Origin of the sequence: Enterobacter wuhouensis (assembly GCF_004331265.1) — a bacterium.
Classification (GTDB): domain Bacteria; phylum Pseudomonadota; class Gammaproteobacteria; order Enterobacterales; family Enterobacteriaceae; genus Enterobacter; species Enterobacter wuhouensis.
Window position 1 is genome coordinate 50,276 of record NZ_SJOO01000004.1, and the last position, 22,235, is coordinate 72,510.

17 protein-coding genes are annotated in these 22,235 nt (G+C 57.1%); 7 read left to right on the forward strand and 10 right to left on the reverse strand.

The features are described from left to right. Positions 1 to 53: 53 nt before the first annotated feature. The 10 genes from fhuB to hrpB form a co-directional block, all read right to left on the reverse strand. The gene (fhuB, locus tag E0L20_RS10350) at positions 54 to 2,036 is read right to left on the reverse strand and encodes a Fe(3+)-hydroxamate ABC transporter permease FhuB (protein ID WP_131633890.1); all 1,983 of its coding nucleotides are present in this window, start codon (positions 2,034 to 2,036) and stop codon (positions 54 to 56) included. Then, entirely contained in the window at positions 2,033 to 2,920 is an 888-nt protein-coding gene (gene fhuD, locus E0L20_RS10355) for a Fe(3+)-hydroxamate ABC transporter substrate-binding protein FhuD (RefSeq protein WP_131633891.1), read from the reverse strand. The genes fhuB and fhuD overlap by 4 nt, the downstream gene beginning before the upstream one ends. After that, the gene (gene fhuC / locus E0L20_RS10360) at positions 2,920 to 3,717 is read right to left on the reverse strand and encodes a Fe3+-hydroxamate ABC transporter ATP-binding protein FhuC (RefSeq protein WP_131633892.1); all 798 of its coding nucleotides are present in this window, start codon (positions 3,715 to 3,717) and stop codon (positions 2,920 to 2,922) included. Before fhuC ends, fhuD begins: the two co-directional genes overlap by 1 nt. A 50-nt stretch (positions 3,718 to 3,767) precedes the next feature. Further along, positions 3,768 to 6,017, reverse strand: coding sequence for a ferrichrome porin FhuA (gene fhuA, locus E0L20_RS10365; RefSeq protein ID WP_131633893.1), 2,250 nt, complete (start codon positions 6,015 to 6,017; stop codon positions 3,768 to 3,770). Positions 6,018 to 6,222: 205 nt separating this feature from the next. After that, entirely contained in the window at positions 6,223 to 7,218 is a 996-nt protein-coding gene (locus E0L20_RS10370; RefSeq protein ID WP_242673399.1) for a fimbrial protein, read from the reverse strand. Continuing rightward, positions 7,215 to 9,692, reverse strand: coding sequence for a fimbria/pilus outer membrane usher protein (locus E0L20_RS10375; RefSeq protein WP_131633894.1), 2,478 nt, complete (start codon positions 9,690 to 9,692; stop codon positions 7,215 to 7,217). Before E0L20_RS10375 ends, E0L20_RS10370 begins: the two co-directional genes overlap by 4 nt. Before the next feature lie 20 nt (positions 9,693 to 9,712). Next, the gene (locus E0L20_RS10380; protein ID WP_131633895.1) at positions 9,713 to 10,426 is read right to left on the reverse strand and encodes a fimbrial biogenesis chaperone; all 714 of its coding nucleotides are present in this window, start codon (positions 10,424 to 10,426) and stop codon (positions 9,713 to 9,715) included. A 43-nt stretch (positions 10,427 to 10,469) separates the two neighbouring features. Further along, positions 10,470 to 11,042 (reverse strand): fimbrial protein, encoded by a 573-nt coding sequence (locus E0L20_RS10385; protein ID WP_131633896.1) that lies wholly within the window; start codon positions 11,040 to 11,042, stop codon positions 10,470 to 10,472. 345 nt (positions 11,043 to 11,387) lie between these two features. Then, complete coding sequence (gene mrcB, locus E0L20_RS10390; RefSeq protein WP_131633897.1) at positions 11,388 to 13,913, reverse strand: bifunctional glycosyl transferase/transpeptidase; 2,526 nt, start codon at positions 13,911 to 13,913, stop codon at positions 11,388 to 11,390. Positions 13,914 to 14,067: 154 nt separating this feature from the next. Then, entirely contained in the window at positions 14,068 to 16,497 is a 2,430-nt protein-coding gene (gene hrpB / locus E0L20_RS10395) for an ATP-dependent helicase HrpB (protein ID WP_131633898.1), read from the reverse strand. Between the two features lie 73 nt (positions 16,498 to 16,570). On the opposite strand from hrpB, the gene thpR reads away from it, so the two are divergent. The 7 genes from thpR (at position 16,571) to panB (ending at position 22,231) form a co-directional block, all read left to right on the forward strand. Continuing rightward, entirely contained in the window at positions 16,571 to 17,125 is a 555-nt protein-coding gene (gene thpR / locus E0L20_RS10400) for an RNA 2',3'-cyclic phosphodiesterase (protein ID WP_131633899.1), read from the forward strand. Next, positions 17,115 to 17,819, forward strand: a complete 705-nt coding sequence (gene sfsA, locus E0L20_RS10405; protein ID WP_131633900.1) for a DNA/RNA nuclease SfsA — start codon at positions 17,115 to 17,117, stop codon at positions 17,817 to 17,819. Before thpR ends, sfsA begins: the two co-directional genes overlap by 11 nt. Positions 17,820 to 17,995: 176 nt before the next feature. Next, positions 17,996 to 18,451, forward strand: coding sequence for an RNA polymerase-binding protein DksA (dksA, locus tag E0L20_RS10410; protein WP_001155232.1), 456 nt, complete (start codon positions 17,996 to 17,998; stop codon positions 18,449 to 18,451). 59 nt (positions 18,452 to 18,510) lie between these two features. Next, positions 18,511 to 19,401, forward strand: coding sequence for a tRNA glutamyl-Q(34) synthetase GluQRS (gene gluQRS / locus E0L20_RS10415; protein ID WP_131633901.1), 891 nt, complete (start codon positions 18,511 to 18,513; stop codon positions 19,399 to 19,401). Positions 19,402 to 19,444: 43 nt separating this feature from the next. Further along, positions 19,445 to 20,842: a polynucleotide adenylyltransferase PcnB gene (gene pcnB, locus E0L20_RS10420; RefSeq protein WP_131633902.1), complete on the forward strand. Its 1,398-nt coding sequence runs from the start codon at positions 19,445 to 19,447 to the stop codon at positions 20,840 to 20,842. Further along, positions 20,839 to 21,318: a 2-amino-4-hydroxy-6-hydroxymethyldihydropteridine diphosphokinase gene (gene folK, locus E0L20_RS10425; protein WP_131633903.1), complete on the forward strand. Its 480-nt coding sequence runs from the start codon at positions 20,839 to 20,841 to the stop codon at positions 21,316 to 21,318. The genes pcnB and folK overlap by 4 nt, the downstream gene beginning before the upstream one ends. A gap of 121 nt (positions 21,319 to 21,439) precedes the next feature. Further along, a complete protein-coding gene (gene panB / locus E0L20_RS10430) occupies positions 21,440 to 22,231 on the forward strand; it encodes a 3-methyl-2-oxobutanoate hydroxymethyltransferase (protein ID WP_131633904.1) in 792 nt (263 codons plus the stop codon). Positions 22,232 to 22,235 lie beyond the last annotated feature (4 nt).

Below are 22,235 nucleotides of genomic sequence, written 5' to 3' on the forward strand. Positions count from 1 at the left end.
GGGAGAGGGAGCAAACACTAAAACGGCAATCTAAGGATTGCCGTTTACTTTTATTACCGGCTCTGCTTTCTCAACAGATAAATAAAGTACGGCGCACCGATAAAGGTCGACAGCAGGCCCGCCGGGATCTGATACGGGAACAGCACCATCCTTCCACACCAGTCGGCAAAGACCAGGATCAGCCCCCCCGTCAGGGCGGACATCATGATATGCGGCATCGTCCGGCGGAAGCCCATCATTCTGGCAATATGCGGAGCCATTAATCCCACAAAGCTCAGCGGGCCGATGGTCATGGTTGCCGTAGCCGTCAGGCACGCCGCCAGCAGCAGAAGCGCCACGCGCGTTGGCGTTAACGCCATCCCCACCGCACGCGCGGTTTCACCGCCCAGCGGCAGAATCGTCATCCAGCGGCGGCACAGCGGAACCATCGCCAGCAGGACAATCATGACGATCCCGGTATGTACAACCTGGCTTCCGGTCGCGCCGTAGGTAGAGCCTGAGATCCAGGTCAGGATCTGTGCCATGCGCGGGTCCCCGCTCGCCTGCAGCATCATCAGCAGCATGGTGAATGCGGTGCTGAGCGCCATCCCTGCCAGCAGCATACGGTGCGGCGAAAAGCCACCACGACCGGAGGCAATCAGGATAATCAGCAGCGTCACGGCCGCACCAATACTCCCGGCAGGCATCAGCCAGCCAAAGGCATTTCCCGGCACCAGGAACAGCATCAGCACCACGCCAAAGGCCGCACCGGAGCTGATCCCCAGCACTTCCGGGCTTGCCATCGGGTTACCGGTCAGGCGCTGGATAATACAGCCCGCCACCGCCAGCATCACCCCCGCGATCAGCGCAGAGAAAATACGCGGCCAGCGCCACTGCAGCAGTTCATGGAGTAAATCACCCGTCGCCCAGTGCCAGCCCGTTGCGTCACGCCCTAAAGAGAGCGCCGCAAAGGATGCGATAATCAGCACCGCCAGCCCGGCCAGGCTGAACCACAGCACGGACTGACGCTCGGCGTAAACCTTGTCGCCCGCATCCATCGCTGGTGCGCTGATGCTGCGCAGACGCGGCAGTAGCCACAGCAGCAGCGGGGCGCCGATAAGCGCCGTCACCGACCCGGTGGAAACCTCCATCCAGACGCGTGCCAGCCAGAGAATGATCTGATCGGAGAGCCAGAGGATCAGCGCGCCAATCAGCGGCGCCAGCATCAGACGCGCCAGCAGGCGGCGTGCCCCGAGCATTTTCGCCAGCAGCGGCGCGAACAGGCCGATAAAGCCAATGATGCCCACCGCGTTAACCAGCAGCGCACTTAGCACAATCGCCAGCGTTAATGCGGCAAGGCGAGCCAGCGACAGTGCCAGCCCCAGGTTACGCGCCACGCCGTCGTCCAGCCCCATTAAGGTCAGCGGACGCAGCAGTAACAACGTCAGCACCACGCCGCCAATCAGCTGCGGCCACAGGCGCTGCACCACGCTCCAGTCGGTCTGGGTGAGCGTACCGGTGCTCCACAGGAACATGCTTTGCAGCTGATCGTGATGGAACAGCACCAGCAGTTGGTTAATAGCCCCGCAGTAGAGGCTGACCACCAGCCCCGCCAGAATCAAGGTAACCGGAGAAAGACGTTTCCCCCACGCCACGCCAAAGACCAGCGCACCCACCACGCAGGCGCCTGCAAGCGCGGCAAACTGCGAGGTTAACGCCCCCGGCAGCGCCCACAGCGTGGTGATGGTGATCCCGAGCTGCGCACCGGTCGCGACGCCGAGCGTCGTCGGCTCGGCCAGCGGGTTACGCAGGACCTGCTGGAACAGAACGCCCACCAGCCCTAATCCGGCTCCGACCAGGAGCGAGATCGCCAGGCGCGGCAGCAGGCTGTAGTGGAACAGCATTTGCTGAATATTGTCGATATCCGGCACGGCAAGCGCGGCGCGCCACTGCCCTGGCGGTAACGCCGTCGACAGGTTGAACCCGCTTAACGCCAGCGCGGCGAGAAATAAAAGGGCCAGCAGCAGCGCCGGGAAGCGGGCAATACGCATATTCATGCTTTGCCTCCCAGGGCGTTATCCAGCACGCGGGCAAAGTGCATGGCCGACAGCGTCGCGCCGTAGAACCACACCGCCGGTGCGCGCAGGAAGCGCTGCTCGCGCACGAACGGCATCGCCTGCCAGAGCGGGGTTGCCATCAGCGCCTGCATATCGCGCTCGTTGCCATGATCGAAGCACAGCACGTCGACGTCACGAAAAGACGCCAGGCGGTCAATCCCGACGGCGGTGCTGCCCCAGAAGGTCATTTCCCCTTCCCAGGCATTGCGAATACCAAAGCTGTCCAGCACTTCCTGGAACAGACAGTTTTTGCCGAAGACCAGCATATGTCGGGCGTCCAGCAGCGTCACCATCAGCAGCGGGCGGTCACCGCGGTTGGCAAAGCGCGGTTTCAGGGAGGCGATCAGCGCGTCGAATTCGGCGAGATGCCGTTTCGCCTCGGCTTCCCGGTTCAGAAACTGCGCCATCTCGTTGATGGAGTTTTTCGCCATCGTCAGCGGTTTTTTCCCGTCGCTGAAGGAGAACCCGCGGCCGGGGGCAATCTTCGCCATGGTTTCTTCCGACGGGCCATAGCCCGCAGACCAGAACAAAAATGACGGCTTCATTTGCGTCAAAAGCTCGAGGTTTGGCTCCGTACGCAGGCCGATGTCGATTACCGAGTCCGGCAGCTTCGGCTCGTTCACCCACAGGTTGTAGTTTGGAATATCCGCCACGCCGTACGGCGTGATGCCCAGCGCCAGCATCAGCTCAACCGGCAGCCATTCCAGCGCCACAATACGGTGCGGATCGATTGCGGCAGCGCGCGCCGCGTTCATTTTTAACAGCAGCGGAGAGAGCGCCATGGCCGTCAGCAGGCGGCGGCGGCTAATCATTGAGTCCAGCATCAGTACACAAAGCTCACCGGTGCAGCCCCGGCAGGGTGAGGCAAAATACCCATAGGAATACCGTAGATGTGCTCCAGCGTTTCGCTGCGCATCAGCTCAGCTGGCGTACCCTGGGCAATCATCTCCCCCCCGCGCAGCGCGACGAGGTAGTCGCAGTAGCGTGCGGCCATGTTGATATCGTGCAGCACCGCAATCACCGTCAGGCCGCGCTGCTGGCTTAAACGATGCACCAGCGCCAGCACGTCAACCTGATGGGCAATATCCAGCGCGGAGGTCGGCTCATCCAGCAGCAGACAGCGGCTGTCCTGCGCCACCAGCATCGCTATCCACGCGCGCTGGCGTTCGCCGCCGGACAGGCTATCCACCAGACGGTGCGCCAGCGGCTTTAGCCCGACCAGCGCAATCGCCTCTTCCACTTTCTCTCTGTCGGCCACGCCGAAGCGCCCCAGCGCCCCGTGCCACGGATAACGCCCAATCGCCACCAGCTCACGCACCGTCATCCCTTCCGCCTGCGGCAGTTGCTGCGGCAGGTATGCCACTTTGCGGGCAAAGGCTTTACTGTTCCAGCTCTCAAGCGGTTGATCATCCAGCATAATATCGCCTTCTGACGGCGGCTGATGGCGCCCCAGCATTTTCAGCAACGTGGATTTACCGGAACCGTTGTGGCCAATCAGGCCCGTGACTTTACCTGCGGGGAAGGTCAAAGAGAGCGGATGCAGCAGGGTGCGCCCGGGTACGCGGAAGGAGAGATGGTTGAGCGTGAAAGTGGTGTCGGAGTGGATCTTATTATCCTGCATGTCAGCCAACTTAAATAAAAAGGGCACGGCGAACCGTGCCCAAAGAGAGATTAGAAGCGGAATGTCGCGGTAGCAACAACCTGACGTTCAGCACCCCAGAAGCATCCGTAGGTGTTGAAGCAGCTCGCAACGTATTCACGATCGAACAGGTTGTTCACGTGAAGCGCGACGTTTGAGCCTGCCATGCCTACGCGCGCCAGATCGTATCTGACCAGCGCATCCACCAGGGTATAGCTGCCCACGGTGAAGGAGTTCGCCGGGTCGCCTTTGCTGGAGCCGGTATAACGGACGCCAGTACCCAGCGTCAGGCCAGACAGTGGGCCATCAAACATCGTGTAATCCCCCCACACGGATGCCATATGCTTAGGCACCTGCGCAGGCGTGTTACCTTTGTAGTTGGTGTCGGTGGTGTATTCAGCATCGGTATAGGTATAGGAACCCACAACGTTGACGCTCGCAGACAGCGCCGCTTTCGCTTCCAGCTCTACGCCACGAGCACGGATCTCACCGCCTTCAACCGACCAGAATGAGCCCGCTGGATCTGCCATCAGGTTGTTGGTTTTGGTCAGCTGATATACCGCACCGGTGATAACGATCGGACGATCGCTCGGCACGTATTTCACGCCCGCTTCGTACTGCTTTCCTTTTGACGGTGCGAAAATGTTGCCGCTCGCTCCGGTCTGAGAAGCGGGTTCAAAGGACTCGCTGTAGCTGAAGTAAGGGGTTACTCCGTTGTCGAACAGGTAGTTTACGCCACCACGCCAGGTGAACTGTTTGTCATCACGTTTAGCCGTGGTGTTATATACGCGGTTGTACGAGTCCTGATCTGCCCAGTCATAGCGACCGCCCAGAGTGACCAACACCTTATCCCACTGCGCCTGATCCTGAACGTACAGACCGGTCTGCTTCTGGCGGTTGAGAATTTGATATGCGCCAGAGTTTGCCGGATCTTTTGATCCAAAATCAAAGTTGCTGTTAACCGGATGATAGAGATCCAGCAGCGGCACAGAGTCGTCGTAACCGAACCAGGAGTTGATGTCATTACGCATACGCATAAAGTCAACGCCGGTCAGCAGGATATGATCCACCTGGCCGGTAGCAAATTTGCTCTGCAGCTGCGTATCTACGGTGAAGTTCTGCAGTTTCTCATTATCGACAACGTATTTACGTGCCAGATAATGGCCTTTATCCGCTGGCGCTAAGGCCGCACACTGTTTACTGCCGGCGTTCGCCGGGTCGGTGCAGACGCCATAACCGTAAACGCTGTTTTGCGAGGTTTTGTTCTCTGCAAAGCGCAGGTTCTGACGCACGGTAAAGGTATCGTTGAATTCGTGGTCGAAGCTATACCCCACCATTTTCTGGTTACGGGAGTAGGTATTGTTCTTCGCACCTTCGTTGAAGTCAGTCGGGAGACGATCGCCGTTTGGCAGCGGATCAACGGTTCCCTCTTTTGGCAACCAGCCGTAATAGCCCGTTTCAGGCTCGTTCTGGAAGTAGGAAAGGAACGTGAAGGTGGTTTTATCATCCGGACGCCAGGAGAAAGACGGCGCGATGGCATAACGCTGTTCCCCTTTGTCCTGCTGCTGCGCATTGTTGGAACGCGCAACGCCGGTCAGGCGGTAAGAGTAAACACCGTCCTCGTCGATGGCATCGCTAAAGTCAAAGCCGGTCTGGAACAGGCTGTCGGTACCGACTTTGAACTGGATCTCTTTCAGCGGCTCGGTGGTTGGGCGCTTACTTACCATGTTGAGCAAGCCACCCGGGCTGCTTTTTCCGTACAGAACGGAAACCGGACCACGCATGATTTCGGCGCGCTCCAGCATATAAGGGTCAATCACCGCGTCGTTATAGAAGTTGCCCTGCATCTTCATACCGTCGAGGTAGTTATTCTGACTCTGGCCGTCGGCAGCAAAGCCGCGAATGACAAGATAGTCATAGGTATTTGACGCACCGCGAGTACCTACCGCCACACCCGGGGTGTAGCTCAGCGCTTCTTTAACAGAGCGTGGCTGATGCAGCGCCATCTCTTCGGCGGTGACCACGGAAATAGACTGTGGAACCTTCTGAATCGGGGTGTCCGTTTTGGTCCCGGTCGCGGATTGTCTTGCGGCGATAGTCGCGGCAGGTCCCCATGCACTTTCCTGTGCAGCCGGTGCGGCGGTAACAGTAATGGTTTCTTCTTTATTAGGGGTTTCGGCTGCGTGAGCAAAAGCAGACATGCCGGCAACCGCTGTGGCGACGACGACCGCGATTTTCCGCAGCGACGTGTTAATTGGCTGAGCAGTATTGGAAAGCGCCATGATGGATCTCTGATGGAAAAGTGAATGATAACGTAAACGAGAATTATTATTATGACCGCAGAATAATATGCGAAACGCTGGCTGCATAGCAAGCAGTAAGCGGCCCTACAAGATTTAAGGGTTTAAGAATTAATCAGATGAAAATAGAGGGTTAATGAAGTTAGGGAAATGATCGCGAAAGCCCGTCGAAACGGGCCTCAGGGACTTAACGGTAGAAGAGTTCGAATGTGGCGACGGCATCCACCTTACCGGCTTTTACCTCTCCCGTTTTGATGTAGCGGGCTTTGAGAGGGATCTCGACCGGAACTTTATTCTGGGTGCTGGTTATCGCCGTATAGCTGTGGTCGAACTGCAGCACCGTATTATTCTTGTCCAGGATTTGAATGCCCACACCGCCTGCGGCGTTGTCTCCGGTAGCAATCTTGAGCACGTTCCCGTCCGTCACGCCAGTTGACCCGGTGCTGGTGAATTGATAATCAATTTTTGTTCCGGCGGAACAGTCGGTGATATCAATTTTAAAGCTATCGTCGGTCAGGATATCCGAATACCCCCCGCTGAAATCCTGCGAGTTGACCGTTTTCAACGGCACGTAGATATTTTTATCCGCCAGGTTGCAGGTGTTGGTGGTGATTCGCACGCTTGTCGGGGAAAAACGGATTTCACCAATCACGTCATCGTCATAGGTTTCACGCGAGGTTAACAGCGACGTATTAAGCTCGCCCTCTTCGACCTGGCCGATAACAATCAGCTGCGCGGCGGCACGATAATTATAGTTCGTTGAAAAGCTTCGAATCATGCCAACGTAGATACTCGGCCTGATAAGGTCTTCTTCATTATAGTTGGGGGATTGGGTTGTGGACGCCGCAACGCGAATGCCTATTCCCGCCACGTTCGTTTTATATACCCCGGGTAAGATATCTTCACGGGCGTCGGCGTCGCTTAATGAAAGGTAGCCTTTGTTCACCTGAACAGAGTTGCCATCGCAGCTTTGCGTAATATCACCTGATTCCACGCTGGTGTCATAAATGATGGTGCCAACCGGCACATCCGGCTCGAGCTGGATAACGGCGGGAATGTTAAAGGTGACAACCCCGCCGTTTCCTCCTCCTCCCGTAAACGTACAGGAGGCGAAAGCCGGTAGTGAAAACAGCATGATGACGCCAGCCATCGCGCCGATAAGCGTTTCTCTGCAAAGTTTCATTGGCAGTTCACCGTCATTTTCAAAATACTTGCCGGGCGCGAGGCCGGTAAATTCCCCGTCCAGGCGCACTGTTGATCGCTCCCCTCCCCCCATTGCACGCTCAGGGAAAGCGCGTCGTGCAGGCCGGTGAGCCAGACTTCGCCATCATCACCGACGATAGCCGTTGCGCTTTCCTGCGTGACAATCGCACCGAACGGCACCGGTTTGCCGTGGTACAGCAGAGTGATAAGCGCGCGTTGCCCTACCCGCGCATCGAAGTTGGCAGAGACCGCCGCGCCTTTGGTTGGCACGAAATCCTGGGTGGCAGCAGCGATTTCAATATCCTCACGATCCTGCGTGTTTACCGTAATGCCATTCTTGCGGTAGGCGGTTAGCGAAGGAACGATTGCGTTACCAAAACGGTCGGTGTAGATCCCTCGCCCGTTCTGGACCTTGACGTTATCGCCCTCTTTGATATGCACAATAGCGAAGGCGTCGCGCACCGGTTGACCCAGGGTGACGCCATGCTCATGGGCAACGATTGAACCCTGAGCACTGTAGTTCCACTGACGGTTATCGCCCCCGTAGCTGTAGCCCATCCCCACGTCACCGGACGATCCGCGGTAGCGTCCGGACAGGCTGCCGCCGTAGCCGGTATTCTGATTGGCGTAGGTCTGCTGGAGGTTATAGCTAAGGTTGTTGTTCTCAAGCGCCGTGCCGCCAATCCCCACCTGATGTGAAACAAATCCGCCGCTGGCGGTGTTCGCGCTGTAGGTTGCCCAGGAGTTCGGGAGCCACTGAGAGAGAGGGATGTTAACCATCAGCGCCATCTGCCTGTCGCTGTCAGCGTCGGGCGTGCGGGTCAGGTTATAGCTTACCGACCAGGTGATCCCGCGCCAGCTGGAACTGAGGCCCGCGCTGACGCTGCGTTCGTGACCAGCCATGTTCCAGTAGTCCTGCTGATAGGTGTTAAGGTATGCCGAGCCCCAGTCGGCAATACGCTGGGAAAGGTTCACCTGCATACGGCTGCGGCGGTTATTGGTGCGGCGATAGGTATAAATACCGTCGTCTATGGCGTCATCGCGCCGATCGATAGCCTCCTGGAAGGTATAAAACCCTGCCGTGGAGTAGCGGTAGCTGGCAAGCGTGACGTTAGTGTCGGTATCCGGAATATCCTTCGAATACTGCGCGCGCCACGACAGCCCGCTGGCGTCATCTCGTCCGTCATCAAAAGCCGTACGGGCAGCGGTAACATCCATGGATGCCGAACCGAAGCGGCCAAGATCGGCCCCCACGCCCGCCAGCATCGCGTGATAAAGCGATGCCCCGAGCGCACCGGTATAGGCCGTTACGCCATACGGCAGACCGTAGATCGCCGTTCCCTGCACAAAGGCTGGCTCATCCTCACCTTCATTCCCGCGATAGCGTCCTGCCGCCAGCGAGTACTTAAACGCCCCTTCGCGCTGTAGCACCGGCACCGAGGCGCTGGCCTGAATGAAGCTGTGCTCGCTGCCGTCGGCCTCTTCTACCGTCACCTCCAGATCCGCGCCGGAGGTGACCTGGCTTAAATCGCGGATCTCAAAAGGCCCCGGCGAGACGTTGCTTTGGTAAATGGTATAACCGTTTTGCTTGATGGTGACCTTCGCATCGCTGTTCGCGATACCGCGCACAACGGGAGCAAACCCCTGCTGGCTGGTGGGCAGCATGGAGGTGTCGGTCTCCAGCTTCACGCCGGTCATTTGCACGCTGTCGAACAGCTCGCCGTTCGTGTACGTCTGCCCCATCTCAAGCTGGCTTTTCAGGGTTTTAATATCACGCTGCAGCGTGCTGGCGATGGCATCCCAACCGGCGCTGTCGCTCCAGGTACTGTTATTACGCAGCCGCCACGCGCCGAGGTTTATTCCTGAGTCGAGGCCAAGCCACGAAGAGGAGGTTTTGCCGGCGCTATAGTGCTGTTGAGAGCCGCTGAGCTGGTAGCTTGTCCAGGCGGCGGGGGCACCGTCATCCCAGAATTTTGGACTGATAGCGCCAGCCGCGGCCTGGTCACGGTAAATCTGGGGGATCACCAGCCTGAGCGTCTGATTATCCTGATCGTAATCGTATCGGGCATTCTCGATAAAATGGGAGATGTCGTCGATTTTCGCCGAATCCTCCAGATCTTTCATATCCGGGATCGTGTCGACTTTTACGCCTAGCTCGCGCAGATCCGCCTTGGTCAACTCAGGCAGCAGGCGCTGCTTATCATCAGACAGCACCCAGCTCAGCGTCCGCTTATCGACAACATCCCGATCCCACATCACGGTCGTCATGTAGTTTCCGGGAAGCAGGCCGTTATCATTGATGAAGTTTTTAAGCGTTGAGGTGTTTTCCAGCGGCGTATCCATCTCCAGGATACGCAGGTTGAATTCGTCATCTGCACTTGCAGGCTGGATCATGGCTAGCAACGCCAGCGCGATCCCATTCAGAGCCTGCTTGTGAAATGGAGATGACGACATAAGATCCCAACATGGTGTGTTTAAAGAGCCTGCTTGCGCTGAGGAGTTTGTGCGCCGAAATCACTGATAGCGGTCCAGGTCACCGGCCCGTTTGCCGGTTTAGGCAGCGTAAAATTCTGCTCGCTGAAAGGCGCTATCATCATTGAAATGGCGCCCGGCGTGGTTTTTGTCTCAACCACCGGGACATATTTGCCGCCAACGGCCAGCTCGCCGAAGGAGACGTAAAACGGCGTAGGGTTTTTCGCAATGAGCCTGTCACCCTGACGGCGGAACGTGATTTTTTCGTAGGCCTGCAGGGCATCAGCCTCTTTCAAATCAGCAGGACGCCAGAAAAGCTTCAGACGCGTTTTCATTGCGAATTGCAGCGTATTCTTGTCCTTCAGTTCGGACGATAACGCCGAGACCGATTTCACGTTCGCCAGAAACAGGGACTCACGATCTGCGGGCAAGCTTTTCTTATCGCCGGTAAAAATAATGTGTAAAAGGGTCTGACGGTTTTCCTGCAATTTATAGACGGGCGGCGTAATAATGAAAGGCGCTTTTGCGTCGTTGGGATAACTCACCCAACTTTGTACCAGGTAACGCGTATGAGGATCTTTATTTTTCAGCGCAATTTGAACTTCAGATTTATTCGACGGATAAATAATTCGCGTACCGCCGAGCACCACGCTTGCTTGCGCTGAGCAGCAAGAAATAAGTAAACAACCAAATAACAATTTAGATAAATAATTCATACAGCGTTCCAGAAGGCAGCCCTTTCAGGCTGCCGATAATGCATTAGCGATAAACAACCTCGAATGTTGCAGATGAGGAATAATGACCTGCAGTCGGTTTGGTATCACCCACCTGAATAACCTTCGCGGTGTAGTTAAAGACAGATGCCGCAGCACCCGTTGCATCGTTCGCAACATCGGTCCCTGCGTCCGGTACCGAGCCGTCAAAGACCACGTCGCCTTTCGAGCCGTTGTCGTTGCTGACGATGATACCCACGTTGGTCGCATTGCCTGTGCCGGTAAGATCGTTCTGCAGGCGTTTAGAGGCAGCATCCGTCGTGGAACCACTGAACTTAAGGTTCAGCTTAGCGATCAGCGGGTCACATTTTTTCACTTCAATCTTAAAGGCCCTGGACGTGCCGACCTGACCGTCAGTACCAAAGTCTGAGGGATAGGTGTCTGCAAAAGTGACGGTGGAGCTATTCGTCCCCGTGCCATCAACATTAATCTCGCAGGTATCCGCCACGATTTTTCCGGCGAAATTTACCGTGCCGGAATCATTCGCGGCAAAGACCGGCAGAGACAGAGCCGCCAGGAAGCTTCCGGTCAGTAAAGATGTAACAATAGATTTATTCATAACAATATCCTTATATTTGTTTATGTCGGCATCCATTCCCGGCAAAGATAACTTTCGCCAGAATGCGCAATAAAGTGGGAGATCGCTTATCTCAAGAACGCCTATTAATAAGGAAGTTCTGTAAGAGAAGTGAATTCGCGGAGGGGATTACATCAGATTATTCTTCAATGTGTCCAGCGTGCTCACGGACGAAATAATTTCACTACCTAGCAAACCCATGATTGCTATGAAAAAAACAACACCTTAATAATACTTAATTTGTAATGTACAAAAATTAAAATAATTCAAAATGTAAATACAAAAAAGCCGCTTTATGATAAAGCGGCTTTTTATCCAGGAAACTAATTAATTCCCGCCGAACATGTCCTTAATCCAGCCAGCCACGCCGTCGCTGTCTTTCTTCTCATTCTGCTGCTGCGGCTGTTGCTGCTGCGGCTGCTGAGGTTGAGAAGACTGCTCAAACGGGTTGCCCGTTGGCTGCTCAGGCTGGCTCTGCTGACAGAGCGAATCCGGGTTGGTCGTCCAGACCGGCAGAGAACGCATTCCGCCGCCGCAGACGAAGTTACCGGAATCATCCACGCCCATATCGACGATATCTTCCGGCGCCACCAGATTCAGCGGAACAGGAGATTGATTTGCCAGATAACGCTGGTAAATCGACATCGCCCCGCTCGCACCGTACAGCTTGGTTGGCTGGTTGTTGTCGCGGCCTACCCAGGTAATCACCACCTCGCGGCCATCAATACCTGCGAACCAGGTATCAACGTTATTGTTGGTGGTGCCTGTTTTACCCGCAAGGTGCAGACCAGGGTATTTAGCTCCCAGCTGACGGCCTGTACCGCGCTGAACAACCTGCTGCATCGTCCACAGCGTCATATACGCCGCCTGTGCCGGAACGGCGCGTTCCGCCTGCGGGAAGCTCTGATACAGCACGGAACCGTCTTCAGCGATGACCGAGCGCAGCGCAGAGAGCTGCGCGCGGTTGCCACCGCTGGCGATGGTCTGGAACGCCTGCGCCACTTCGATTGGCGTCAGGTTAAGCGCCCCCAGGATCATTGCCGGTACCGGATGAAGCTGATCTTTCGGTACGCCGAGCTTCTGCCAGGTATCAACAATCGCCGGCAGGCCGAGCGCCATGCCGAGATTAACCGTCGGTACGTTCATGGAGCGGGTCAACGCGTCCACCAGCATGACCTGGCCGCTGAACTGCTTGTCATCGTTCTGCGGAGACCATACCTGGCCGTTAGGCTGGCGCAGGGAGATTGGCGCATCGGCGATCCAGGTATTCAGACGATACTGATTCGGCTGGCTCAGCGCGGTGAGATAGGTCGCCGGTTTTGCCAGGGAACCAATCGAACGACGCGCCTGCATTGCACGGTTGTAGCCTGCAAACTGCGGCTCAGCGCCGCCGACCATCGCGCGGACTTCACCGGTGTTACGGTCAACCACCACCATCGCCGTTTCAAGATCGCTCAGCTTGCGCTGTTTCTTCAGGACCGGAATACCTTCCACCGCGGCTTTTTCAGCGGCATCCTGCGCCACGGAGTCGAAGGTAGTAAAGATCTTCACGCCGGAGAGATCTTTGACCTTATCTCCGAGCTTAGACTGCAGCTCCTGACGCACCATCTGCATAAACGCTGGCTGCGGAGAGATCACGCCGCCGCGCGGCTGAACGCCCAGCGGACGCGCGCTCAGCATGTCGTACAGTTCCTGATCAATCACCTGCTGCTGTTGCAGCAGGCGCAGCACCAGGTTACGACGCTCCAGCGCCAGCTTCGGGTTACGCCACGGGTTGTAGATGGACGCCCCTTTCACCATGCCCACCAGCAGCGCCTGCTGGTCGAGGCTCAGCTCTTCTACCGGACGGCCAAAGTAGTACAGGCTCGCCAGCGGGAAGCCGCGGATCTCGTTATCGCCGCTTTGACCGAGGTATACCTCGTTCATGTACAGCTCAAGGATACGATCCTTGCTGTAGCGCGCATCCATCAGCACGGCCATGTACGCTTCGTTGGCTTTACGCCAGTAAGAGCGCTCGCTGGAGAGGAACAGGTTTTTCACCAGCTGCTGGGTGAGCGTACTCGCCCCCTGCACCGTGCGACCGGCGGTCAGGTTTGCCAGCACCGCACGACCAATGGAGTAGAGGCTGATGCCGTCGTGCTCGTAGAAATGGCGGTCTTCGGTCGCCAGCAGCGTGTCCACCAGCAGATCCGGGAAGCCGTTACGCGCCACGAACAGGCGCTGTTCGCCATTCGCTGACGACAGCATGGTGATCAGGCGCGGATCGAGACGGAAGAAACCGAACTGACGGTTGTTGTCCATGTTCTCGATCGTTTCCAGACGATCGCCATCAAAGGTCAGACGCGCGCGCACCTGCCCCTCTTTGCTGTCCGGGAAGTCGAACGGACGGCGGATCATCTCGATGCTTTTCGCCTGCACCGTAAACTCGCCCGGACGCGTCATTTTGGTTACCTGACGGTACTGGGTTGCCTCGAGCAGCTTCACCATCTCGTTCTTGCTGATCGACATATCCGGCTCAAGGTTCACCATGCGGCCATACACGGCCGCCGGCAGCTGCCAGACTTTCCCGTCGATACGGCTGCGGATCTTCTGATCCAGATAGACGCCGTAAATCGCCATCAGCACAACAAAAACAATGAACAGCTTCAGCAGCAGCCAGAACCAGCCGCGCTTGCCCCGAGGCTTACGCCCTTTGCCTTTCCCTTTACGCGGCATCGGTTCTTCATCCTCATAATCGTCTTCATAGTCATCGTCATAATCCTCATCTCTGAGGCGACGACGGCTCACTTTTTCCTTCGCCGGACGCGCGGGTTTTCCCTTACGTCCTATTGGCTCGCGGTCATTCCCCGCCATGCTTTTTCTCCGCAACATTCAGGCGCAAAGGCCAGATTCTCTTTTCTTCCACATCACCGTGAAAGAAGAAATCTCTCAAAATTATTTTCTCCCTCTCCCCGTGGGAGAGGGTCGGGGTGAGGGCATCAGGCCGCATACCCCTCTTTCACCTAACTTACGAATACTTCTTCGTCCGCCTCGTCGGCGCGGTATTCGCCGGATCGTCCGGCCAGACGTGTTTGGGATACCGCCCCTTCATCTCTTTTTGCACGTCCCGGTAGCTTCCCGCCCAGAACGCCCCCAGATCGCGGGTGATCTGCAGCGGACGATGCGCGGGCGATAACAGCTCAAGCACCAGCGGCACCCGCCCTTCAGCGATGGACGGGGTGGTCGCTTCGCCAAACATCTCCTGCATGCGTACCGCCAGCGCAGGAGGATTATCCTCATGATAACGAATGGCAATCCGGCTTCCGGTCGGCACAGTGTAATGCCCAGGCAGTTCACTATCCAGACGTTGACGCAATGACCAGTCCAGTAAATTCTGTAACGCGACCTTAACATCAAGCGCCTTAAGCGCCCGCAGCGAATGTACGCCGCCCATCTGCGGCAGCAGCCAGCGCTCAAGCGAGGCCAGCAGCGTTTCATCATCCACGGCAGGCCAGGCGTGTTCCGGCAGCCACTTCGCCGCGCAGTGCAGGCGGATTCGATACTGCTCGGCCTCCGGCGTCCAGCTCAGTACGCTCAGACCTTTTTCCCGGATGCCGTTGAGCATCGCCTGGTGCAACTCTTCTTCCGACGGCTTCGCCAGCGGCTTTGTCCCGATCGTCAGTTTACCAATCTGGCTACGCCTAAACGCCTTTAGCGTACCCTGGGCATCATCCCACTCCACGATGTCCGATTGCTGAAGCAGCTGCGGGCAGTCGTGCGTCAGGGCGTCAATGTCCACGGCAATCGCCTGCAAAATTCGCGCGTCCGGGGAGTGGCTCCCCTGTAGCAAGAGCGGCGCGATCAGCCATTCACGTCGCGTGAGCGCGTCATCGCTGTCCAGCATCGCTCCCATGCCGTTTGCCAGCTGGTAGCGCCCGTCAAGCCCACGGCGACGTGCAATCCTGTCGGGGAAAGCCAGCGCCAGCAGGGAGGCAATCTTATCGCTGTCAGGTGAACCGCCCCGGCTGTTCAGACGTTTGCACAGCTGCTGCGCCCGCTGCTGCCAGTTTCCCTGATTGCGCGCAAACGCCTGTCCCAGATCGCTGCTGCCACCGCGCGGCGGCTCCTCAAGAATAGCCGCCAGTTTTGCCGCCGTGGCAATTTCATCTTCTCCATGCGCGGCCACCAGCATCGCCGCCAGACGCGGATCGTTGCCCAGCGTCGCCATTTTCTGGCCGCGCGCCGTCAGACGTTCGCCTTCCAGTGCGCCAAGCTGGGTCAGCAAGGTGCGCGCGGCAGCGAGGTTCACGGCAGGCGGAGGATTAAGCCAGGTGAGCTGTTCAGGATCCGGGCAGCCCCACTGCAGCAGATCCATCACCAGCCCGGAGAGGTCGCTTTGTAAAATCTCCGGCGTGCTTTGTACAGCCGCACGTTCAGCCTGGTCTGCGCCGATCAAATGCAAACAGATGCCCGGCTCCAGACGCCCCGCACGGCCCGCACGCTGCACCATCGACGCCTGGCTGATACGCTGCGTAAGCAGTTTAGTCAGTCCGGTGCGGGGTTCAAAGCTTGCCACCCTTTCCTGCGCGCTATCCACCACCAGGCGAATGCCTTCAATGGTCAAACTGGTTTCAGCAATGTTGGTTGCCAGCACCACCTTCCGCTGCCCCGCCGGGGCGGGAAGAATCGCTTTACGCTGCTCCGTCAGCGACAGCGCGCCGTACAGTGGGCAAAGCACCACATCGCCGGTCACGCGTGCGGCCAGCTGCTCCTGCACGCGCTGGATTTCCCCCACGCCGGGCAAGAACAACAATAGCGAACCGGGCTCCTGACGGAGCAGTTCCGCCGTCGCGATGGCAACCGCTTCATCAAAGCGCTGGTGAGCGGGAAGCGTCTGATAGCGCCGCTCGACCGGAAACGCCCGCCCTTCTGAGGAAATAACAGGCGCATCAGGCAAGGCCTGCTGCAGGCGCGCATTGTCGAGCGTGGCGGACATAATGAGCAGACGCAGATCGTCCCGCAGCCCCTGCTGAACGTCCAGCAGCAGCGCCAGCGCCAGATCGGCCTGCAGGCTGCGCTCGTGGAACTCATCCAGGATCACCAGCCCGACGCCCGTCAGCTCCGGGTCGTTTTGCAGCATGCGGGTCAGTATGCCTTCTGTTACCACTTCAAGCCGCGTGGACGGCCCGACGCAGGTTTCGGCGCGCATCCGATATCCCACCGTCTCGCCCGGTTTTTCATCCAGCAGTTCCGCCAGACGCTGGGCCACGTTACGTGCGGCTAGCCTGCGCGGTTCCAGCAGGATGATTTTTCCGGGAATATTACCCTGTTTCAGGATCTGCAGCGGCAGCCAGGTCGATTTACCGGCTCCCGTGGGCGCGTTGAGCAAAACCTGCGGGGCAACGTGTAAGGCAGCGAGCAGCTCGGGAAGGACGACGGCGACCGGCAATGAGGACACTAACAGCTCCAGAGGGTTAACATTAGTCGGCGTACATTGTAGCATCGGCGGATATCATTACCGAGTCCCCCGTATGTCTGAGTCAAAACGGCTGTTTTTCGCCATTGAGTTGCCAGCCCCCGTACAGCGGCAAATCGTTCGCTGGCGCGCTGAACACTTCCCGCCAGAAGCGGGCCGTCCCGTTGCGGCGGCGAATCTGCACCTGACGCTGGCCTTTCTTGGCGACGTTAGCGCCGACAAGCAGCGCGCGTTAGCCGCAATGGCCGGACGTATTGCCCAGCCGGAATTTACCCTGCATCTTGACGATGCCGGGCAGTGGCTGCGCTCACGCGTGCTTTGGCTGGGTACGCGCCAGCCGCCGCGCGGATTGCTCCAGCTGGCGAATATGCTCCGGGCGCAGGCGGCCCGCAGCGGCTGTTACCAGAGCCCGCAGCCCTTTCACCCGCATATCACCCTGCTGCGCGATGCGGGACACGCCGTTGCCATCCCCGCGCCCGGCTTTCACTGGGCTTTTCCGGTCAACGAATTTTCGCTTTACGAATCAGCGTTTGCGCGAGGCCGCACGCGATACACGCCGATCCAGCGCTGGACGCTGGGCAACCCTGAAAGGAATTCTGATGAAGTTTAGTCCCGCTTTACAACACGCCACGCTCATCCAACGCTATAAACGCTTCCTTGCCGACGTCATCACGCCCGACGGCGAACAGCTGACGCTGCACTGCCCCAACACCGGTGCAATGACCGGTTGCGCGACGCCGGGTGACAGGGTCTGGTATTCCACATCAGAAAATACTAAACGCAAATATCCGCATACCTGGGAAATGACCGAAACGCAGCAAGGGGCATTTATTTGTGTCAACACATTGCGTGCAAACCAATTAGTGAAGGAAGCGCTGATTAATGATGGCCTCCCTGAACTGGTAGGCTACAGCACGTTAAAAAGTGAAGTGAAATATGGCGATGAAAGCAGCAGAATTGACTTTATGTTACAGGCGGAAGACCGTCCTGAGTGCTATATTGAAGTCAAATCAGTGACGTTAGCGGAACAGGAAAAAGGGTACTTTCCGGATGCGGTAACGCTACGTGGCCAGAAGCATCTGCGAGAGTTGATGAGTGTTGCGGCGGCGGGCAAACGCGCGGTGTTGCTGTTTGCGGTTTTGCATTCGGCGATTGAACGATTTTCCCCCGCCCGTCATATCGATCCTAAATACGCACAATTGTTGAATGAGGCACAAAAGCAGGGGGTGGAGGTTTTCGCGTATAAAGCGGAACTTTCTGCCGATAATATGACTCTGAGATCCTCTCTTCCCATTGTCTTATAAGGGATTAGACGATTGACGATTAAGTGTTCTGGCCGCGTGCGCAAATACGCTTTTCCTCACAGGCTTGTCAAGTGTTACGTTTAGATAATTGCCATACGGAAAAGCATCTGCTATTTATAGCGACCTGATTTTTCCCCCAACACGGGGATCGATAGTGCGTGTTAAGGAGAAGCAACATGCAAGAAGGGCAAAACCGTAAAACATCGTCCCTGAGTATTCTCGCCATCGCTGGGGTGGAGCCGTATCAAGAGAAGCCGGGCGAAGAGTATATGAACGAAGCCCAGCTGTCGCACTTCAAGCGTATTCTTGAAGCATGGCGTAATCAACTTAGGGATGAAGTCGATCGCACCGTTACACATATGCAGGATGAAGCTGCAAACTTCCCGGACCCGGTAGACCGTGCCGCTCAGGAAGAAGAATTCAGCCTCGAACTGCGTAACCGTGACCGCGAGCGCAAGCTGATTAAAAAGATCGAGAAAACGCTGAAAAAGGTCGAGGACGAAGATTTTGGCTACTGCGAATCCTGCGGCGTTGAAATCGGTATTCGTCGTCTGGAAGCGCGTCCAACAGCCGATCTGTGCATCGACTGTAAAACGCTGGCAGAAATCCGCGAAAAACAGATGGCCGGCTAATACCCGCGCCGTCTATACACTACAAAGGCGGGAGTCTCTCCCGCCTTGTTACAGTGACTATGTCTGAATCTCACTATATCGGGCGCTTTGCGCCATCTCCTTCCGGTGAACTACACTTCGGCTCATTAATAGCCGCCCTCGGCAGCTACCTGCAGGCTCGCGCCCGTCAGGGTAAATGGCTCGTTCGTATTGAAGATATTGATCCTCCTCGTGAAGTTCCCGGTGCGGCAGAAACCATTCTGCGTCAGCTGGAACATTACGGCTTTCACTGGGACGGCGAAGTGCTTTGGCAGTCAAAGCGTCATGAGGCTTATCGGGAACGTCTGGCCTGGCTTCGCGCTCAAGGGCTTTCCTATAACTGCACCTGCACCCGCGCGCGCATACAAAGCGTGGGGGGCGTCTATGACGGCCACTGCCGCACGCTTAACCATCCCGCGGAAAATGCCGCCGTGCGCTTATTGCAGCGCGCCCCGGTGACGCGTTTTACCGACCTGCTGTCCGGTGAGATTCAGGCGGACGAACGTCTGGCGCGTGAGGATTTTATCATCCATCGACGCGACGGCCTGTTCGCCTATAACCTGGCCGTGGTGGTGGACGATCATTTTCAGGGCGTCACGGAAATTGTGCGCGGGGCAGACCTGGTCGAACCGACCGTGCGGCAGATATCGCTTTATCAGCAGCTTGGCTGGACGGCGCCGGATTACATTCATCTGCCGCTGGCGGTCAATGAACAGGGTAATAAGCTGTCGAAACAGAATCATGCGCCAGCCCTGCCAGACGGCGATCCGCGCCCCGTTTTGATCGACGCGCTGCGATTTCTCAACCAGAATGTAAACAGCGAATGGCAGGATCTTCGCACTGATGAACTGCTCGATTTGGCGGTCGCCAACTGGACCCTCAGCGCGGTGCCGAAAATCCAGCATTCTCAAATGCGTTGCGCTGAGCTATGATTAGCCGCTTTTTTTCATAACAAAACACACTACGAGGTGTACCATTTTTACCCGAGTCGCTAATTTTTGCCGTAAGGTGCTAAGCCGCGAAGAGAGCATGGCGAACGACGCTATTGCGCAAAACCGCATGTCGGTTATTCCGCGTGAGCAGCACAATATTTCCCGCAAAGATATCAGTGAAAATGCCCTCAAGGTGCTCTATCGTCTGAATAAAGCAGGCTACGAGGCCTATCTCGTCGGCGGTGGGGTGCGTGATTTACTGCTGGGCAAAAAACCAAAAGATTTCGACGTGACGACCAGCGCCACGCCTGACCAGGTACGTAAGTTATTCCGTAACTGCCGTCTTGTTGGCCGTCGTTTCCGCCTTGCGCACGTCATGTTTGGGCCGGAAATCATCGAGGTGGCGACGTTCCGTGGCCATCACGAAGCGGGCGTATCCGATCGCACGACGTCTCAGCAGGGCCAGAACGGCATGCTGCTGCGTGACAATATCTTCGGCTCTATCGAAGAAGATGCCCAGCGTCGCGATTTTACCATCAACAGCCTTTACTACAGCGTGGCGGATTTCACCGTGCGTGATTACGTAGGGGGAATGCAGGACCTGAAAGATGGCCTCATCCGCCTGATCGGCACGCCGGAGACACGCTACCGCGAAGATCCCGTGCGCATGCTGCGCGCCGTGCGTTTCGCCGCCAAGCTGAACATGCGCATCAGCCCGGAGACGGCAGAGCCGATCCCGCGTCTGGCTACGCTTATTAACGACGTGCCTCCAGCCCGTCTGTTTGAAGAGTCGCTGAAGCTGCTGCAGGCCGGTTACGGGTTCGAAACCTACAAACTGCTGCGCGAATACAATCTGTTCCAGCCGCTGTTCCCGACCATTACGCGCTATTTCACCGAAAACGGCGATAGCCCGATGGAGCGCATGATTGCGCAGGTGCTGAAGAATACCGATACCCGCATCCACAACGATCTGCGCGTGAACCCGGCCTTCCTGTTTGCCGCCATGTTCTGGTATCCGCTTTTAGAAGCTGCCCAGCGAATTGCTCAGGAGAGCGGTCTGGCCTATTACGACGCGTTCGCGCTTGCCGCAAACGACGTGCTGGACGAAGGCTGCCGCACGCTGGCTATTCCTAAACGAATTACCACGCTGGTGCGCGATATCTGGCAGCTTCAGCTGCGCATGTCGCGTCGTCAGGGTAAACGCGCCTGGAAGCTGATGGAACATCCTAAGTTCCGCGCCGCATTCGATCTGCTCTCTCTGCGTGCTGAAATCGAAAAGAACCAGGAGCTGCAGCGTCTGGCGCAGTGGTGGGGAGAGTTTCAGGCCTCCGCACCACCTGAGCAAAAAGGGATGCTGACCAACCTGGATGAAGAGCCAGAACCGCGTCGCCGCCATCGTCGCCCGCGTAAACGCGCGCCGCGCCGTGAAGGTACTGCGTGACCCTCGCCTATATCGCCCTTGGCAGCAATCTAGCCTCTCCTCTGGAGCAGGTGAACGCTGCCGTTCAGGCGCTGGGGGCGATCCCGCAAAGTCGGATCGTGGCAACGTCCTCATTCTACCGTACGCCGCCGCTGGGGCCTCAGGATCAGCCAGATTACCTGAACGCCACCGTGGTCCTGGAAACGGCTCTGGATGCCGAAGCGCTGCTGGATAATACCCAGCGTATCGAGCTGCAGCAGGGTCGCGTTCGCAAAGCCGAACGCTGGGGGCCGCGCACGCTCGACCTCGACATTATGCTGTTTGGCAATGAGGTGATTAATACCGATCGCCTGACCGTTCCCCACTACGACATGAAAAACCGCGGGTTTATGCTCTGGCCGCTGTTTGAGGTCGCCCCCGATCTTATCTTCCCTGACGGCAGCTCGCTGAAGTCTGTTCTTGACGATCTCGGCGCGGAAAAACCGGCCCGCTGGTAACCCAATTTCCTTATCGGTTAACCATCAAATATTTGTGGTTAATCGATTACCTAAAATCATTGTTCCCTCGAATGTTACTGTTAGAATGCGCAAAGATTCGCTTAGGCCATCAGGAAACAGTATGAAACCAACCACCATCTCCTTACTGCAGAAATGCAAACAGGAAAACAAACGCTTCGCCACCATCACGGCGTATGACTATAGCTTCGCCAAGCTGTTTGCCGAAGAAGGTATCAACGTCATGCTGGTCGGGGATTCGTTAGGGATGACGGTACAAGGACATGATTCCACTCTGCCAGTGACGGTTGAGGATATCGCTTACCACACGCGAGCGGTTCGTCGTGGTGCCCCCGCCTGCCTGCTTCTTTCCGATCTGCCGTTTATGGCGTACGCCACGCCAGAACAAGCCTTTGAAAATGCCGCTGCCGTAATGCGCGCCGGTGCCAATATGGTCAAAATCGAAGGCGGCGCCTGGCTGGTTGAGACCGTGAAAATGCTCACCGAGCGTGCCGTACCCGTTTGCGGACATTTAGGCCTCACGCCGCAGTCCGTGAACATCTTTGGCGGCTATAAGGTGCAGGGGCGCGGTGATGCTGCGCAGACGCTGTTTGACGATGCCGTTGCGCTGGAAGCCGCTGGCGCGCAGCTGCTGGTGCTGGAGTGCGTGCCGGTTGAGCTGGCTAAACGCATCACCGACGCGCTGTCGATTCCGGTTATCGGCATTGGCGCAGGCAACGTTACCGATGGCCAAATCCTGGTGATGCACGACGCCTTTGGCATTACCGGCGGGCATATACCGAAGTTTGCCAAAAATTTCCTGACAGAAGCAGGCGACATGCGTGCTGCTGTGCGGCAGTATATTGCCGAGGTTGAGTCCGGCGTTTATCCGGGCGAAGAACACAGTTTCCATTAAGGAG

Excerpts from the sequence above, each read along its gene's own strand:
- fhuB (WP_131633890.1), bottom strand. The coding sequence starts at position 2,036 with ATGAATATGCGTATTGCCCGCTTCCCGGCGCTGCTGCTGGCCCTTTTA.
- fhuD (WP_131633891.1), bottom strand. The coding sequence starts at position 2,920 with ATGCTGGACTCAATGATTAGCCGCCGCCGCCTGCTGACGGCCATGGCG.
- fhuC (WP_131633892.1), bottom strand. The coding sequence starts at position 3,717 with ATGCAGGATAATAAGATCCACTCCGACACCACTTTCACGCTCAACCAT.
- fhuA (WP_131633893.1), bottom strand. The coding sequence starts at position 6,017 with ATGGCGCTTTCCAATACTGCTCAGCCAATTAACACGTCGCTGCGGAAA.
- E0L20_RS10370 (WP_242673399.1), bottom strand. The coding sequence starts at position 7,218 with ATGAAACTTTGCAGAGAAACGCTTATCGGCGCGATGGCTGGCGTCATC.
- E0L20_RS10375 (WP_131633894.1), bottom strand. The coding sequence starts at position 9,692 with ATGTCGTCATCTCCATTTCACAAGCAGGCTCTGAATGGGATCGCGCTG.
- E0L20_RS10380 (WP_131633895.1), bottom strand. The coding sequence starts at position 10,426 with ATGAATTATTTATCTAAATTGTTATTTGGTTGTTTACTTATTTCTTGC.
- E0L20_RS10385 (WP_131633896.1), bottom strand. The coding sequence starts at position 11,042 with ATGAATAAATCTATTGTTACATCTTTACTGACCGGAAGCTTCCTGGCG.
- mrcB (WP_131633897.1), bottom strand. The coding sequence starts at position 13,913 with ATGGCGGGGAATGACCGCGAGCCAATAGGACGTAAGGGAAAACCCGCG.
- thpR (WP_131633899.1), top strand. The coding sequence starts at position 16,571 with ATGTCTGAGTCAAAACGGCTGTTTTTCGCCATTGAGTTGCCAGCCCCC.
- sfsA (WP_131633900.1), top strand. The coding sequence starts at position 17,115 with ATGAAGTTTAGTCCCGCTTTACAACACGCCACGCTCATCCAACGCTAT.
- dksA (WP_001155232.1), top strand. The coding sequence starts at position 17,996 with ATGCAAGAAGGGCAAAACCGTAAAACATCGTCCCTGAGTATTCTCGCC.
- gluQRS (WP_131633901.1), top strand. The coding sequence starts at position 18,511 with ATGTCTGAATCTCACTATATCGGGCGCTTTGCGCCATCTCCTTCCGGT.
- panB (WP_131633904.1), top strand. The coding sequence starts at position 21,440 with ATGAAACCAACCACCATCTCCTTACTGCAGAAATGCAAACAGGAAAAC.